The organism is Geobacter benzoatilyticus (assembly GCF_017338855.1).
Taxonomy (GTDB): Bacteria; Desulfobacterota; Desulfuromonadia; order Geobacterales; family Geobacteraceae; genus Geobacter; species Geobacter benzoatilyticus.
This window is the reverse complement of the sequence record NZ_CP071382.1, coordinates 1,100,482-1,116,220: the sequence shown is the minus strand read 5'-3', so window position 1 is coordinate 1,116,220 and position 15,739 is coordinate 1,100,482. Positions and strand designations below refer to the sequence as shown.

At 61.5% G+C, this 15,739-nt stretch carries 17 protein-coding genes; 6 read left to right on the top strand and 11 right to left on the bottom strand.

The window, feature by feature from the left end; translation table 11 throughout:
* Nucleotides 1–19: 19 nt before the first annotated feature.
* Nucleotides 20–553 (bottom strand): gamma carbonic anhydrase family protein, encoded by a 534-nt coding sequence (locus JZM60_RS05330; protein WP_207164475.1) that lies wholly within the window; start codon nt 551–553, stop codon nt 20–22.
* 48 nt (nt 554–601) lie between these two features.
* On the bottom strand, nt 602–1,516 hold the full coding sequence (nadA, locus tag JZM60_RS05325) for a quinolinate synthase NadA (protein WP_207164474.1): 915 nt from the start codon (nt 1,514–1,516) through the stop codon (nt 602–604).
* A gap of 238 nt (nt 1,517–1,754) precedes the next feature.
* On the opposite strand from nadA, the gene JZM60_RS05320 reads away from it, so the two are divergent.
* Nucleotides 1,755–2,093 carry a TatA/E family twin arginine-targeting protein translocase gene (locus JZM60_RS05320; RefSeq protein WP_207164473.1) on the top strand — a complete coding sequence of 113 codons (339 nt, stop codon included), beginning with the start codon at nt 1,755–1,757 and terminating at the stop codon, nt 2,091–2,093.
* Nucleotides 2,094–2,152: 59 nt separating this feature from the next.
* Here JZM60_RS05320 and ybgF read toward each other — a convergent pair whose 3' ends face one another.
* From ybgF to JZM60_RS05285, 7 genes are all read right to left on the bottom strand, one after another.
* The gene (gene ybgF, locus JZM60_RS05315; protein ID WP_207164472.1) at nt 2,153–2,968 is read right to left on the bottom strand and encodes a tol-pal system protein YbgF; all 816 of its coding nucleotides are present in this window, start codon (nt 2,966–2,968) and stop codon (nt 2,153–2,155) included.
* A gap of 74 nt (nt 2,969–3,042) precedes the next feature.
* Nucleotides 3,043–3,612, bottom strand: a complete 570-nt coding sequence (pal, locus tag JZM60_RS05310) for a peptidoglycan-associated lipoprotein Pal (RefSeq protein WP_207164471.1) — start codon at nt 3,610–3,612, stop codon at nt 3,043–3,045.
* 99 nt (nt 3,613–3,711) lie between these two features.
* On the bottom strand, nt 3,712–4,995 hold the full coding sequence (gene tolB / locus JZM60_RS05305) for a Tol-Pal system beta propeller repeat protein TolB (protein WP_207164470.1): 1,284 nt from the start codon (nt 4,993–4,995) through the stop codon (nt 3,712–3,714).
* Nucleotides 4,992–5,750 carry a TonB family protein gene (locus tag JZM60_RS05300; RefSeq protein ID WP_207164469.1) on the bottom strand — a complete coding sequence of 253 codons (759 nt, stop codon included), beginning with the start codon at nt 5,748–5,750 and terminating at the stop codon, nt 4,992–4,994. Before JZM60_RS05300 ends, tolB begins: the two co-directional genes overlap by 4 nt.
* Nucleotides 5,747–6,166: a protein TolR gene (tolR, locus tag JZM60_RS05295; RefSeq protein WP_207164468.1), complete on the bottom strand. Its 420-nt coding sequence runs from the start codon at nt 6,164–6,166 to the stop codon at nt 5,747–5,749. The genes JZM60_RS05300 and tolR overlap by 4 nt, the downstream gene beginning before the upstream one ends.
* A 9-nt stretch (nt 6,167–6,175) precedes the next feature.
* Nucleotides 6,176–6,850: a protein TolQ gene (gene tolQ / locus JZM60_RS05290; RefSeq protein ID WP_207164467.1), complete on the bottom strand. Its 675-nt coding sequence runs from the start codon at nt 6,848–6,850 to the stop codon at nt 6,176–6,178.
* 112 nt (nt 6,851–6,962) lie between these two features.
* Nucleotides 6,963–7,742, bottom strand: a complete 780-nt coding sequence (locus JZM60_RS05285; protein WP_207164466.1) for a carbon-nitrogen family hydrolase — start codon at nt 7,740–7,742, stop codon at nt 6,963–6,965.
* Between the two features lie 128 nt (nt 7,743–7,870).
* Here JZM60_RS05285 and hemW point away from each other — a divergent pair, with 128 nt between their 5' ends.
* From hemW to dnaJ, 5 genes are all read left to right on the top strand, one after another.
* Nucleotides 7,871–9,022, top strand: coding sequence for a radical SAM family heme chaperone HemW (gene hemW, locus JZM60_RS05280; RefSeq protein ID WP_207165495.1), 1,152 nt, complete (start codon nt 7,871–7,873; stop codon nt 9,020–9,022).
* 108 nt (nt 9,023–9,130) lie between these two features.
* The gene (gene hrcA / locus JZM60_RS05275; protein ID WP_207164465.1) at nt 9,131–10,162 is read left to right on the top strand and encodes a heat-inducible transcriptional repressor HrcA; all 1,032 of its coding nucleotides are present in this window, start codon (nt 9,131–9,133) and stop codon (nt 10,160–10,162) included.
* Nucleotides 10,163–10,194: 32 nt separating this feature from the next.
* A complete protein-coding gene (gene grpE, locus JZM60_RS05270; protein ID WP_207165493.1) occupies nt 10,195–10,761 on the top strand; it encodes a nucleotide exchange factor GrpE in 567 nt (188 codons plus the stop codon).
* 82 nt (nt 10,762–10,843) lie between these two features.
* Nucleotides 10,844–12,769, top strand: coding sequence for a molecular chaperone DnaK (gene dnaK, locus JZM60_RS05265; protein WP_207164464.1), 1,926 nt, complete (start codon nt 10,844–10,846; stop codon nt 12,767–12,769).
* 105 nt (nt 12,770–12,874) lie between these two features.
* Nucleotides 12,875–13,993: a molecular chaperone DnaJ gene (gene dnaJ, locus JZM60_RS05260; protein WP_207164463.1), complete on the top strand. Its 1,119-nt coding sequence runs from the start codon at nt 12,875–12,877 to the stop codon at nt 13,991–13,993.
* A 91-nt stretch (nt 13,994–14,084) separates the two neighbouring features.
* Here the strand turns inward: dnaJ and thpR are convergent, their stop codons facing one another.
* Both thpR and JZM60_RS05250 read right to left on the bottom strand, forming a co-directional pair.
* Nucleotides 14,085–14,621, bottom strand: a complete 537-nt coding sequence (thpR, locus tag JZM60_RS05255) for an RNA 2',3'-cyclic phosphodiesterase (protein ID WP_207164462.1) — start codon at nt 14,619–14,621, stop codon at nt 14,085–14,087.
* A gap of 22 nt (nt 14,622–14,643) precedes the next feature.
* Entirely contained in the window at nt 14,644–15,696 is a 1,053-nt protein-coding gene (locus JZM60_RS05250) for a CapA family protein (protein ID WP_207164461.1), read from the bottom strand.
* Between the last annotated feature and the right edge of the window lie 43 nt (nt 15,697–15,739).

Genomic DNA, 15,739 nt, shown 5'->3' with positions numbered 1-15,739 from the left:
TGTCAGAGCGTGGCGTTTGCTACGGCTTGTCGTCCAGATACTCCCGGGAGTATCTGACATAGTTGCCCGCCGACCGCTGGAGCCAGGCGATCTCGTCGGGGGTCAGGTCCCGCTTGTACCGGGCCGGTGCCCCCACCCAGAGTGTATGGGGGGGGATGACCGTCCCCTCGGTGACCAGTGCCCGGGCTCCTACCAGAGCGCCTTCCCCCACCACCGCCTTGTCCATGACCATGGCCTGCATGCCGATGAAGGCGCCGTTTTCGATGGTGCAGCCGTGGAGGGTGACGCTGTGCCCCACGGTCACGTCATCGCCGATGATGAGCGGAGCGCCGGGGTCGTCGGCGTGCTTCTTGTGGGTCACGTGGAGCATGGAGAGGTCCTGGATGTTGCTCCGGGCGCCGATGCGGATGAAGTTCACATCCCCCCGGGCCACCACGTTGTACCAGATGCTGCTTTCGGCCCCCATGGTCACGTCGCCGATGACCACTGCGGTTTCGGCAATGAAGGCGGAGGAGTCGATCTTGGGCTGCATCCCCTGAAATGAACGGATCATTGAATAACCTCGATGGGTTGGATTTTACCGGTCACGGGTCCCCTATTCTCAGTCCCGGGGGATGGCGATCATCCGGTCCAGAGCCCGCTTGGCCGGTATCCTGATCTCTTCCGGAACCTTCACCACCGGTGCCATGGTCGTGAGGGCTGCCAGGATGTCCTCCAGGGAGGTGAGCTTCATGTTGGGGCAGACCAGGGCCGGTGAGGCGAGGATGAACTCCTTGCCGGGGTTCTCCTGGCGGAGCTTGTAGAGGATTCCTGCCTCGGTGCCGATGATGAAGCGCTTGGCCGGGCTCTTGCGGCAGTAGTCGTACATGCCGCTCGTGGAGCAGGCGTGGTCGGCCAGGGCCACCACCGCCGGGTTGCATTCGGGGTGGCAGATAAAGAGAGCGTCGGGGTTGTCGGCTTTTAGCCTGGCCACCGCATCGGCCTTGAGCCGCTCGTGGGTGGGGCAGTAGCCGTCCCAGTAGTGGAAGGTCTTATCTGACTGTTTCGCCACGAATTGGCCCAGGTTCCGGTCGGGGACGAAGATAACCTCCCGGTCCGGGAGGGAATTGACCACCTTCACGGCGTTGGCCGAGGTGCAACAGATGTCGCTCACAGCCTTTACGGCCGCCGATGAGTTCACGTAGGTGACCACCGGCACCCCCGGATGTTTTTCCTTCATTGCGAGGAGGGCATCCACCGTCACCATGTCGGCCATGGGGCAGCCGGCATCGAGCCGCGGCAGGAGCACCGTCTTTCCGGGAGAGAGGATGGAGGCCGATTCTGCCATGAAGTGGACGCCGCAGAAGACGATCACGTCCGCATCGGTTTTGGCGGCCTCCTGGGATAGCCCCAGGGAGTCGCCGGTGATGTCGGCGATTTCCTGTACTTCGTCCCTCATGTAGTTGTGGGCCAGGAGGACGGCGTTTCGCTCCTTGAGGAGCCTCCGGATTTCCTGCTTGATGTCATCGGCCTGCATGGGCGTGTTTCCTTTCACGCTCACCCGTATACGGGCGAAATTGACTGATACTAAATCAACGCCCTGCCCGATGTCAAACCCTTTGCCGGGCCACCGGCAAGGCCTCGGCATGGCACGCTTGACACGACTCGGCCCACACTCTATTATTTTCACATTCGTTTGGTCAGGATTACCACAAAAAGAGAGTTGCTGCGCGGCGGGCCGGATGTCCCGGCTACCGCCACGGGAGGTATATAATATGTTTGGAATCGGCATGCCGGAGTTGATCGTCATTCTCGTAATAGCGCTGATTGTCATTGGACCCCAGAAGCTTCCCGACATCGCCCGGTCCCTGGGGAAAGGGCTGGCCGAGTTCAAGCGGGCCTCGGATGATTTTCAGAGGAACATGGCCGAAGAGGTCAGAAACCTCGATGAGAAGGAAAAGGGGGGAAAAGAAGCGCAGGATGCGGAGCCGGAGGGCAAGCGGGACCTGGCTGCGGAGGTTAAGGCTTTCGAGGATGAGGCAGGCGAGGCAAACCCGGTGGGGAAGGAAGCATCGGACGATGACCGGGGGGACGGCCGGACGAAGTCTGCATGAGATAGTTGCCTTATGGCATATTAGCAATAAAAAAGGCGGGTTTTTAGACCCGCCTTTTTTTATTTCAGCGTCTTGAGCCTTTCCTTGGCCCGTTTACCCTCTTCGGTGGCGGGGTGCTCGTCGGCAAGCTTTCGCAACACGTAGCGGGCGCTCTTCGTATCGCCGATTTCGTTGAAGGCGGCGGCCTGCTTCAGCATGGCGGCAGGAACCTTCTCCTTGCCGGGGAAATTCTTGATAACATCCTGGAACTCAAGGATGGCCTGTTCGTAGTTTTTCTCGCTGTAGTAGGCTTCGCCGGACCAGTAGTGCGCATTCACCACGAGGTCATGTTTCGGGTGCTGCTCCAGAAAACGGCTGAAGGTTTCCCGCGCGGCGGCATAGCTGCCGTTCCGGTAAGCATCCAGCCCCTTCTGGTAAAGGGCTTCCGGGGTCGCCGGCTCGGGGGGCTTTGCCTGGGCGGTTTCCAGGTTAGTCATTTTCTTCTGCAAGGCCGAAAGCTTTTCTTCAATGGCCGTCAGACGCCGCTCCAGGTCTTCCTTCAGGAGGTTTATCTCGTCGGCCGGCTTCTTGGCGACCAGAGACAGGTCATCAACCTTTCCTTCCATTCCCTGGAGGTCCACCTTCATCCCGTCCATGGCTGCCTGGAGGTCGGCCAGACCTTTGCGGGCATCCGCCCTCTCCCTCTCGAAATCCTGCAATGTTGTTTCGATGCCGGCCCTGGTTTCGGTCCGTACTCCGCCAAGGTCTTTTTCAAGACGGAAAAGGCGGCTTTTCAACTCGTCGTTGTCCCGCCGGACCACATCCAGGTCGCTGCGCATTGCGCACCCGGCAAGGGCCAGCAGTGCGATGAGGAATATGCTCCTCGCGATCTTCATTGGTACCTCCGCAATGCGTAAGTCCGTGAAAATGGCAAGGGCGCCGGCAGCGGCGCCCTTACTGACTACATTCCTTATTTTACGATGAGAAACTCGACCCGGCGGTTTTTAGCCCAGGCCTCGTCGTTTTGTCCCTGCTCCAGGGGTTTTTCTTCACCATAGCTGATGACGGACAGGCGATTGGCGTTGACCCCAAGGGTCACCATGTAATCACGGGTCGCCCTGGCCCGTTTTTCACCGAGAGCCAGGTTGTATTCGTCGGAGCCCCGCTCGTCGCAGTGCCCTTCCAGCAGAACACGGCTATTGGGCTGTTTCTTGAGAAGATATTCGGCGTTCCGGGAGAGGATATCCCTGGAAGCCTGGGACAGGACGAATGAGTCGAATTCGAAGAAAATACGCTCAAGAGATGTCTCTACGGCGTCCAGAGCCGTAGCCGGCTGGAGGGATTCAGGTGCGATAGGCGTTTCAGCAATGGGCTGGGCGGTAATCGGTTCAGTTTTCGGTGGTTGAACCGGGGTAGCGGGCTGGGTGGCAACTGCGGGAGGTACCGCTTCTTCCGGTTTTACCATCTCCTTCTTGGCGCAACCGGCGGCAAAAAGGCCGCAACAGAGCAAGGCAACGAGACCGAGGGTACTTTTACGCATAGAAATTCTCCTTTTGATATATAGGTTATCGCCTGTGGTGACAGGCTGCCGAAACTTCCGCTTATTATAGAGAAAAGAGCTTAGTTTTCAACCGATACCTCACCAACGCGGTGACCATGTGGGGTGGGAGTCCCTCGCCCGGCCGCTCGAGACTCGAGTCTGTCCGCTTCCGTCGGCTCGCATGACGTATATTCCCTCGGCGCCGTCGCGTGTGGAGCTGAAGGTTATGAACCGTCCGTCGGGGGACCAGCGGGGATGCTCGTTGCTTCCGTCACTGGTCAGCCGGGTGTCGTTGGAGCCGTCCGGACTGATGGAGTAAATCTGGAATCCCCCCTCCTGGCGGCTGTAGACAATCCGGTCCCCTTTGGGGGACCAGCGGGGACTCACGTTGTAGCTGCCGTTGGTGGTCAACCGCCGGACGCCGGTACCGTCGGAATTCATGATGAAAAGCTGTGGCTTGCCGAGGCGGTCCGAGACGAAGACGATCTGGCGGCCGTCGGGGGACCAGGCCGGTGAAACCTCGATGGCGGCGGTGTTGGTGAGCCGCCGGGCATCCTTTCCGTCCGGGCCGATGGTGTATATTTCCGAATTGCCGTCCTTGCTCAGGGTCAGGGCTATGGACTTGCCGTTGGGAGCCCAGGCTCCGGTGGCGTTGATACCACGGTGGGAGGATATCCGCGCCTCGGCCCCGGTAAAGAGCTCGCGCCGGAAGAGGTCCGGGTTCCCCAGCCGGTAGGAGGTGAAGATGATTTCCCGCCCGTTGGGGGAAAAGTCGGGGTTCAGGTTTATCGACCCGTTTTTCGTGAGCTGCTGTACGTTGTGGCCGTCGTAATCCATCAGGAAAATCGCCTTGGCGCCGGCCCTGGTGGAAACAAAGGCGATCTTTCCCGTGAAGGGGCCCCGCTCCCCCGTCAGGGCCTCCATCACGTCGTCCGAGAAGGTGTGTGCGATCCGCCGTACGTCACCGGGGCGTCCCGAGTAGCGCTTGGCCAGTATCTCCTTCCCCTGGGTGATGTTGTAAAGACGAAACTCCATGGTCATGGAGTTTCCGGAAACCGTGTAGCCGCTTTTTATGAGGAGATCGACCCCCGCTCCGCGCCAGGGGGAAAAGTCGAACTCACCCGGCCTGATGCCGGCGGCTGCCGCCGAGGCGGGTGGGGCCGTAACGGTGAAGGGTCCCGCCAGGACCATGTCGAACTGGAGGGCTTCGGCCGTTTCACTGGCCACCTTTGCGTCATCCGAGCCGCCCATGCGCCGCGGCGTGTCCACGGTAAGGGTCAGCTTGTGGGCTCCCGATGCCGTCACTTCCCTATACCCTTCCTGGGAATGGAGCAATGCCGGAATCAGGCAGAGGATGATGGTGAAAAGGAAACGTCTAGTCATTTTTTTCCCACTCCCTGGGGTTTGAATATGAAGCCGTATTCGAATTCACCGCCGCCCGGTGGCGGGACAAAGGTCTTTTCGGCCCGGTCAATTGCCTTGAAGACCGATTCGTCGAAGATCCGGTCGCCGCTTGAGCGCTCGATCCTTTTGCGGATGACACGTCCGCCGGCATCAATGGTGAGCCTGACCACCATCTCGGGGGTCTTGCTCTGGTGGGCGATGGTGGACTGGAAAGCGTCCGTGAGCCGCGACTGGATATAGCTGGCGTAGTCGCTTCCGGCTTCCTTTCCGGTGCCGCCCGGGGTCCCAACCCGCTCCGGCTTGCGGCCGCTCCCCGCTGCCTTGCGGCGCAGGGCGTCGAGGGCGGCCTCCTGGCGGCGTTCCTCGATGGCTTCCTGCAGTTTGGCCATCCTCTCCTCGAAGGCACGGTTTGCATCGCTTTCCCGGGAAGAGGCGGAATTCTTCGGAGCGACGGCCTTCGCCATGGTGTGCTTCCGGGGCAGCGCCATCTCCGCGGGCTGCGGGGGAGGCGCAATCGTGGCCGGTTCAGGAGTGCCGCCCGTTGAGGGGCTTCCCGCCTGGGGAGACGCCACCGGCAGGTTCACAACGTCCACGTAGTAGACTGGTGTCTCCAGGGGCGCGGGGGAGGAAAAGCGGAAGAAGAGGATAAAGGCGGCGAGGGAGGCGTGGATGGCAAAGGAAACGGCGAAGCCCCATCCCAGCCCGGTATCTCGTGGCGGGCGGGTGCGGCTCATTTTGTCGGGGCGGGCTCCGTTACCATGCCGAGGCGCTCGATGCCGGCTCCCTTGATTTCGGCCATGGTACGCACCACCTCACCATAGGGAACATCCCGGTCGGCCTTGAGAAAAACCTCTTTTTTCGTCCGGTTGGCCACCATGGTGGTCAGCTGTGCCCTGAGGTCGCCCGGGACAACCTCCGTAGCGTTGATGAAAACCTTGCCGCTTCTGTCCACGGAAACAACCACGGCTTCTTCCTGGGTGGCCATGGCCTTGGTTTCCGCCTTGGGGAGATTCACCTGGACCCCCTGCTGCATCATGGGGGCCGTCACCATGAAGATTACGAGGAGTACGAGCATGACGTCCACCAGGGGGGTGACGTTGATTTGCGACATGGTGCCGCGGTCGCCGTTGTTTCTGCTGCCGATTTCCATGGGGCGCTCCTACTTCTTGGCCACTGTCCGCTGGACGATGTTCAGAAATTCGGTGGAGAAGTTGTCCATGGTGGCAATGAGGACCTTGATCTTGTGCTGGAAATGGTTGTATGCCATTACCGCCGGGATGGCAGCCACCAGGCCGATGGCGGTGGCGATGAGGGCTTCCGAGATGCCCGGCGCCACGACGGCCAGGGATGCGGAACCCGATTCGCCGATTCCCTTGAAGGCGTTCATGATCCCCCAGACCGTGCCGAAGAGGCCGATGAAGGGGGTGGTGGAGCCGGTGGTGGCCAGGAACGTCACGTACTTCTCCAGGCGGGTGATCTCCGAGGTGGTGGCGCGGCGCAGGGCCCGGGCGATGTTCTCTATCCCTCCCAGTTCCGTGCTCATGATGTCCAGCTCTTCCTTTTGGTCGCCCTTTTCCACGAGGCGCTTCAGCTCACTGTAGCCCTCGCTGAACAGGACCGTGAGGGGAGAGTTGGCGAACCGGTCAAGCTGGGAGTTGACGGCATCGAAGCGCTTGGTCTTCCAGAAGAAGTCCAGGAACCGTTCCGATTCGCTGTTGGCCCGGTAGACCTGAAGGAGCTTGAAGAAGATGATTGCCCACGAAACCACCGAGAAGAAGATGAGGATGAGCAGAACGAGTTTTACGACAAGACCGGTTCCCGCAAGGTGTAACACGGCATGAACCTCCGGTATTCATTTAATGAGATATGCAGATGGCTGAACAATAGTACCGGCCGGCTGCCACGTCAACCGTTTTCAGGAAGGCAGGCGGCGGACCGGGGTGTTTCTAGTAACATTCGGGCTTTCTATCTGTAAAACACGGGATCTGGCGGCGCCATGATTCCATCTCGCCGAAATCGAGGGTTGCGCTTATCTCGCAGGGCTCGTACCCTCCTTCGGCCAGGTGCTCCCCCTTGGGGCCTATGATGAGGCTCGATCCGAAAAAGTCTAGCTTCCCCTGGATTCCGCAGCAGTTGGCCGCCACGACGAAGAGCTGGTTCTCGATGGCGCGGGCCTTGAGGAGCGCTTTCCAGTGCTCGTCCCTCGGCTTGGGCCATTCGGCCGGCACCACGATAATCTCGGCTCCCTCCAGGGCCAGGCGGCGGGCCAGTTCCGGGAACCGGAGATCGTAGCAGATGAAGACCCCGATGCGGCCCGCGCTGGTATCCACCACCAGCCACTGGTCGCCGCCGTCCAGGGAGCGGTCCTCGCCCATGAGGGAGAAGAGGTGGATCTTGCGGTAGGTGCCGATGAGGTCCCCACGGTCGAGCACATAGGCGGTGTTGCAGACCTTTTCCCCATGGGGTTCCGGCATGCTTCCGACGATCACCATCCCCAGTTCACGGGAAAGCCGACCAAGCTCCGCCACCACGCCGGGAGTCCGCTTGGCCAGTTCGTTGAGCTCCTTGTAGGCATAGCCCGTGTCCCACATCTCGGGGAGGACCGCCAGGGTGCATCCTGCGGCGGCAAGGCGGCGGAGGGCGTCCTCGACGTAGCGGACATTGGCGTCCACGTCGCCGAGCCTGATGTTGAACTGGACGGCTCCCGCCTTTACGGTGCGTGACATTGCCGGTTTCCTCCCTGGCAGTTGATAAGAGCGCCTTGCAGAACGTCGTTCAGTGTAACGGCATCCCCGGTCATTTTCAACCAAAGATGTTGGACTTCCTCGCAAATCATGGCGTATCATCGGCAATGATGGACAATACGACAGCACTTTATATCCATATTCCATTCTGTGTGCGCAAGTGTCTTTACTGCGCCTTCACTTCCACGGATAAAGTCCCCGGCGATACCGGCGGATATGTGGACCTCCTGCTCAGGGAGATGGAGCTTCGCGCCGACGCCCTGGCGGTGCCCTTGCGCGCCGCAACCCTCTACATGGGGGGAGGGACGCCGTCGCTTCTCGATCCCCCGCTCGTCGGAAATATCATAGATTGCGCCGTCCGGACGTTCAACCTCGACCTTTCTGCCGAGGTTACCCTGGAAGCGAATCCCGGGACCGTTACTGCCGCTTCTCTTGCGGGCTACCGGACGGCCGGCGTGAACCGCCTTTCCCTCGGAATCCAGTCCTTCGACGACCGGATGCTGGCCAGCCTCGGCCGGATCCATACGGCCCTGGAGGGGCGGGAGGCCTTTGCCCTGGCTCGCCGGGCCGGTTTCGACAATGTCGGTATCGACCTCATACACGGGCTTCCGGGGCAGGATTGCGACCACTGGCGGGAGCAGCTCCTGGCCGCGGTGGAGCTTCGCCCGAATCATATATCCACCTATGGGCTCACGGTGGAGGAGGGGACCCCCTTCGCCCTGCTGGAAGCCGAGGGGGGGCTGCCGTTGCCGGATGAGGATGATGCCGCCGCCATGTTCGAGGACATCGCCGATGTGCTGGTGGCGGCAGGCTATGAGCATTACGAGATTGCCAACTTCGCCTTGCCGGGAAGCCGGTCCCGGCATAACCAGGTGTACTGGAAACGGGGCAATTACCTCGGCTTCGGCGCCGGGGCCCATTCGTTCCTGCGGGAGCCCCGGCCCGGTGCTAGATGGCGCAACCCGGACGATATCGGGGAGTATGGCGGTTCGCTTGCGTCAGGGGTTCTCCCGGAGACCGACAGGATTTCTCTTTCGGAAAAGGATGCAATGGCCGAGTGGTTCTTTCTTGGGCTCCGGATGCTCGAAGGGGTTGAGGAAGAGCATTTCCGGGCGGAGTTCGGGGTGTCGCCGGCCGATGTTTACGGGTCCCAGTTTCAACGCCTCTGCGCTTCCGGCCTCCTCATCCGCGAGGGGGGGCGCCTGCGGCTCAGCCGTCGCGGTGTTATCCTCTCCAACCGGGTCTTCGCGGCCTTTCTCTGACCACCTTTCCGTGCCGGAAATATCCTTGACAAAGCGGGGGGGCATTGTTACCTTTACCTCAGTTAGCACTCACCAAGCCTGAGTGCTAATCTTCTTTGTGGGGTCGGTATGGGAGATGGGCTTTCAGAGCGCAATAAGAAGATTCTCGAGGCAATCATCGAGGACTACATTGTCACTGCGGAACCGGTCGGAAGCCGGGCCGTAGCGCGGAGCCACGGTCTTGCCCTGTCGCCGGCAACGGTGCGAAATGTCATGTCCGACCTGGAGGAGATGGGGTTTTTGACATCTCCCCACACCTCGGCCGGTCGCGTTCCCACCGACCAGGCCTACCGCTTTTACGTGGATTCCCTCCTGGCTGTGGGGCGCATCGACAAGGCCGAGCGGGAGCGGATACGCAAGCGCTACACCGGAGCCGGGCGCGACATGGGTGCGGTTCTCCACGAGACGAGCCGGCTGCTGTCGTCGGTTTCCCACTACATGGGGATCGTCCTGGCTCCCCGCTTCTCTTCCACCACCCTCCGGCACATGGAATTCGTGAAGCTGGGGGGGCGCCGCATCCTGGCCATTCTGGTGGCCGATAACGGCGCGGTCCAGAACCGGCTCATCGAGACTGATGAGGAGTTTGCCGAGGCCGACCTGGTTCGGATGTCCAACTATCTGAACGAGCTTCTCCAGGGGGTTCCCGTCGCTGAAGTGCGGGCCCGGATTCTGGAAGAGATGCAGAACGAGAAGGTCCTCTATGACACGCTCCTGTCCCGGGCGTTGAGGCTTTCGGAGCAGACCCTGGTGGAGAGCGGCGCCCAGATATTCATGGAGGGGCAGACCAACATCCTCGATCAGCCGGAGTTTTCCGACGTGGGGCGCATGAAGGAGGTCTTCAAGGCCTTTGAGGAGAAGAGCCAGCTGGTGAACTTGCTGGACCGCTGCATTTCGGCCCAGGGGGTCCAGATTTTCATCGGCGCCGAAACCCACCTGAGCCGCATGGAAGGGCTGAGCATCATCACCTCCACCTACGTGTCGGGGAAAAACACACTCGGAGTTCTCGGGGTTATCGGTCCGACCCGCATGGGATACGGCAAGGTTATCCCCATCGTCGACTACACCGCAAAACTCGTGAGCAAGCTCCTGGAAGACGAATAGAGATTAGCCGGTACGGAAAGGATTATCCTATGATGGACAAGAAAAAGCATGGTTCCCACGCCGGAACCCCCCATTCCGAAGAGCCTGCCGCCGAAGCCGCGGCGCCGGCGTCCGAAGCGGCTCCTGCCGCCGACCGGGTGACGGAGCTGGAAGAGGCCCTGGCTGTCAAGGAGTCAGAGGCGGCCGCCAACTGGGACAAGTTCGTCCGGGAGCGGGCCGACCTGGAGAACTACCGGAAACGGACCCAGAGGGAGAAGGAAGAGCTTCTCAAGTACGGCAACGAGAGCCTAATCGTGGAGCTCCTCCCGGTGGTGGACAACATGGAGCGGGCATTGGACCACGCCAGCGAGGATAATGACTCGGCGGTGATTGAGGGGGTCCGGATGACCCTGGGGATGCTCCAGTCCGCCCTGAAGAAGTTCGGGGTTACGGCCGTGGAGGCCGAAAAGGGGACCCCTTTCGATCCGGCGGTCCACCAGGCCATGTGCCAGGTTGACAATGCCGAGGTTCCGGGCAACAGCGTCGTGGAGATCTTCCAGAAGGGGTATCTCCTGAACGAGCGGCTGATCCGCCCGGCTATGGTTTCGGTATCCAAATAGATTTTTTTCGTCGTCCCCTTGTTTTTCGCCGGGGCGATAACTAGGTTCTGTCTCAGAGACACTCTAAAGGAGGAACAGTAACATGAGCAAAGTCATCGGTATCGACCTGGGTACCACCAACTCCTGCGTTGCCATCATGGAGGGTGGGGAGCCCGTTGTCATAGCCAACTCCGAGGGAAGCCGCACTACGCCGTCCATGGTGGCCTTCGCCGAGAGCGGCGAGCGTCTGGTTGGCCAGCAGGCCAAGCGCCAGGCGGTCACCAATCCGGAGAACACCCTCTTCGCCATCAAGCGCCTCATCGGCCGCAAGTTCGACACCGAAGAGGTCCGCAAGGATATCTCCATATCCCCATTCAAGATCGTCAAGGCCGACAACGGCGACGCCTGGGTGGACGTGCGGGGCAAGATGTACTCCCCTCCCGAGATCTCGGCCATCGTGCTCCAGAAGATGAAGAAAACCGCCGAGGATTACCTGGGCGAGACGGTCACCGACGCGGTCATCACGGTGCCGGCTTACTTCAACGACTCCCAGCGCCAGGCCACCAAGGATGCCGGCAAGATTGCGGGGCTTAACGTCCTGCGGATCATCAACGAGCCCACTGCAGCGGCCCTGGCCTACGGCCTCGACAAGAAAAAGGACGAGAAGATCGCGGTATTCGACCTGGGGGGGGGCACCTTCGATATCTCCATACTGGAACTGGGCGACGGCGTCTTCGAGGTGAAGTCCACCAACGGCGACACCTTCCTGGGGGGCGAGGACTTCGACCAGCGGATCATCGACTGGATCGCCGACGAATTCAAGAAAGAGCAGGGGATCGATCTCCGGGGCGACAAGATGGCGCTCCAGCGCCTGAAGGAGGCGGCCGAGAAGGCCAAGTGCGAGCTCTCCTCCTCCATGGAGACCGACATCAACCTGCCGTTCATCACCGCCGATGCTTCCGGGCCCAAGCACCTCACCATGAAACTCTCCCGGTCGAAGCTGGAGGCCCTCTGCGCCGAACTTCTCGACCGTCTGGAAGGCCCCTGCCGCACCGCCCTCAAGGACGCCGGGCTCTCCCCGTCCGAGGTGGACGAAGTTATCCTGGTGGGTGGGATGACCCGTATGCCGGCCGTCCAGAAGCGGGTCCAGGACATCTTCGGCAAGACCCCCAACAAAGGGGTGAACCCGGACGAAGTCGTTGCCATCGGCGCCGGCATCCAGGGCGGGGTTCTCCGGGGCGATGTGAAGGACGTGCTCCTTCTGGACGTGACGCCGCTCTCCCTGGGTATCGAGACCCTCGGCAGCGTCATGACCAAGCTCATCGACAAGAACACCACCATCCCGTGCCGCAAGTCCCAGGTCTTCTCCACGGCCAGCGACAACCAGCCGGCGGTTACCATTCACGTCCTCCAGGGGGAGCGTGAGATGGCTTCCGACAACAAGACCCTCGGCAACTTCGAACTGACCGGTATCCCGCCGGCACCCCGCGGCGTCCCCCAGATCGAGGTTACCTTCGACATCGACGCCAACGGCATCGTCCACGTGTCGGCGAAGGATCTCGGCACCGGCAAGGAGCAGTCGATCCGGATTACCGCATCATCGGGTCTCTCCAAGGATGAGATCGACAAGATGGTCCGGGAGGCCGAGTCCCATGCTGCCGATGACAAGAAGAAGCGGGAGCTGATCGAGGCCCGCAACCACGCCGATTCACTCGTCTACTCCACCGAGAAGTCTCTCAAGGAGTATGGTGACAAGATCGGCGACGACGAGAAGAAGAAGATCGAAGAGGCCGCAGCCGCCCTCAAGAAAGCCATGGAGGGTGACGACCTGGATGCCATCAAGCAGGCCACCGAAGCCCTGACCCAGGCATCACACAAGCTGGCCGAGGCGGTCTATGCCAAGGCCCAGGCCGAGGGTGCCGCCCAGCCGGGCGCCGAGGCGGCCGGAGATGCCGGCGACACCGGCGCCAAGGGTGGCGAGAAGGTTGTGGACGCCGATTTTGAAGAAGTGAAGGACGACAAGAAATAACTCAATCATAACTGGCTGAAGTCCCGGGGCCAGGGGCACGGGGGGGATGGGCGACACCTCCTCCGGTGCCCCTGGCCCTGAGCTGTTTGCCCCAAAGGATATCCCTTGGCAGAAAAACGCGATTACTACGAGGTGCTCGAAGTCCACCGCAATGCGTCGGATACCGAGATCAAGAAGGCATTCCGCAAGCTGGCCATCCAGTACCACCCGGACAAGAACCCCGGGGACAAGGAAGCGGAGGAGAAGTTCAAGGAGATTACCGAGGCCTACGAGGTTCTCTCCGATTCCCAGAAACGGGCGCAGTACGATCAGTTCGGCCATGCGGGGATGGGGGCCGGAGGCTTTTCCGGCGGCGGTTTCGGCGGTTTTGGCGCCGGCACCCCGTTTGGGGATATTTTCGGCGACATCTTCGGTGACATCTTTGGGGGGCGCCCCCGGGGAAGCAGGGGGCGGCGGGGGGACGACCTCCAGTACAATCTGGAGCTCACCTTCGAAGAGGCGGCGTTCGGCATCGAGAAGGAGATTGAGGTCCCCTTCGGCAAGCGGTGCGGAGATTGCGGCGGCAGCGGCGCCAAGCCCGGCACCGAGCCAAAGGTCTGCCCCACCTGTCGCGGCGCAGGCCAGGTCAGGTTCCAGCAGGGGTTTTTCAGTGTCAGCAAGACCTGCAGCCATTGCAACGGCGAGGGGCGCGTGGTGGAGAACCCCTGCCCCACGTGCCGCGGCAAAGGGATGGTGCGCGATACCAAGACCCTTTCCGTAAAAGTTCCGGCCGGTGTCGAGACCGGCACCCGTCTCAAGATGACCGGAGAGGGGGGGCAGGGGACGAAAGGGGGAAGCAACGGCGACCTCTATGTGGTCATCGCCGTGAAGGAGCACCCCATCTTCACCCGTGAGGATAACGACGTCGTCTGCGAAATCCCCATCAGTTTCGTCCAGGCGGCCCTGGGATGCGAGATAGAAGTGCCGACCCTTGACGGCAAGGTTTCCATGAAGGTCCCCGAGGGTACCCAGTCGGGGAGGATATTCCGCCTCAGGGGCAAGGGGGTTCCCCAGCTCCAGGGCTACGGCCGGGGCGACCAGATGGTGGTGGTCAAGGTTGAAACCCCCTCAAATCTCAACAAGCGGCAGCGGGAGCTTCTTGAGGAGTTTGCCCGCATCAGCGGCGAAGATGCGCACCCCATGAAGAAGAACTTCTTCGACAAGGTAATGGATCTCTTCAGCTGATTTCCCTCCAACGGCTGCGGCCGCCATCTTCTCCTGATGGCGGCCGCGCTTTTTTGTTAAGCCCTCTTTTTCTCCCCTTAAACTGATTCCATCACCCCACAAGTGGATAACTCGCCTCCCGCCGGTGGATGGCCCCCTTTGCCGTGAGGATGCTCGAATAGAGGTGGAATGCGTCCACCATGAACGGCCCGCTCGCAAAGGAGGCGTTTTGCGCCAGGAAGGGGGCGACGTCACCTCCCCGATGGTCCCGCAGGCGGGCCAGGGTGATATGGGGGGAGAAGGGGCGCTCTTCCGTCGGGAGCCCGGCTGCCGCCACTGCCGTTTCCACCTTTTGCTGGAGTTCCATGAGGGGCTCGCTGCTGTTGAGTCCCACCCAGAGAACCCGGGGACGCCGGGGGGAGGGGAAGCAGCCCGTGCCGCTGAGGGTGAGGGGGAATGGCGGGCTTGCGATTGTTGCCAGTCCTTTGCGGATCGCCGCGTTGACGGCATCGTCCGCTTCTCCCATGAACCGCAGCGTCAGGTGAAGCTGCTCCGGCGGCAGCCACCGCACGCCGGCCAGTCCCCGGCAGATGTCAGTCACCGACTGCCTGACCTCTTCAGGAAGATCGATTGCCACGAACAGGCGCATGGGTCCGTCTCCTTTCGCCGGTTCAGCGGACGACGGCGAGGCGCTTCTCGCTTCCGGGGGCCCTGGCAGTGAACCGCTCCGCCGAACCTGAAATCACCGTGCCGAAGGGAAGCGACAGCCGGTTCAGCCGTTCCTTGAGATCTGCCCCCTTCGGCCCCGCCAGTATGGCCGGCTGGTATCGGGTCTCCCGATAAAGGACGTTCAGGGGGATCAGGTCCACGGCACATCCGTCACCGGTGAAGGTCAGCTTTGCCATGACGCTCCGGTCGGCGGCGGTGCTCCGGCTGCCGAAGGCGAAGTTGCCGAGGCTGTAGAGTATCGGCTTGCCCCGGTAGAATTCGATCCCCTGGAGCACATGGGGGTGGTGGCCGATGATGGCGTCGGCGCCGGCATCGATTGCCATCCGGGCCGTCTCCATCTGGTACTGTTTCGGGAATTCCGCCCGTTCCGCTCCCCAGTGGAACGATACCACCACATAGTCGGCTTTTGTCCTTGCCCGCCGGACATCCTCCCGTACGTAAACGGGGTAGCCGGGGGCGGTGCCCGGCTGGTTCACAGTGGCATAGAACTCGGAGGGGAAGGTGAGGGAGTAGGCGAGGAAGGCGACCCGTTTTCCCCTGGCCTGCACCACGGTCTCCCGGCGGGCAACAGCCAGCGACGCTCCTGCTCCGGTATGGGCAATGCCGTGGCGGGCGAGAATTGCCAAGGTGTCACGGAGTCCATCGGTGCCGTAATCCATCATGTGGTTGTTGGCAAGGGTAAGGACCGAAAAGCCCGCCCGCTTCAATGCCGCAGCGGCAGCCGGGTTTGCCCGGAAGCGGTACGTTTTTTCCCGGAACTCCGTACCTCCTGTGGTAAGGGGCGCTTCAAGATTGCCGATGGCGATGTCGGCCATCCGAAGCTCCCTGGCCGTTTTCGCGAAGGGGTGGTCGTACCCCGTCCGGGCAAGGGAAGGGGTGGCGCTGCCCGCGAGCATGATGTCGCCGACGCAGGTGACGACGATCCCGTCGGCGCCGGAGGCGGGGACAGCGAGCGTGGCGATGAGGATGGCAATAATAGCCGGAGTCAGGCGCATGGGGGCTCCGTACGGGAAAAACGGTTGACTCTTCAGGATGCGA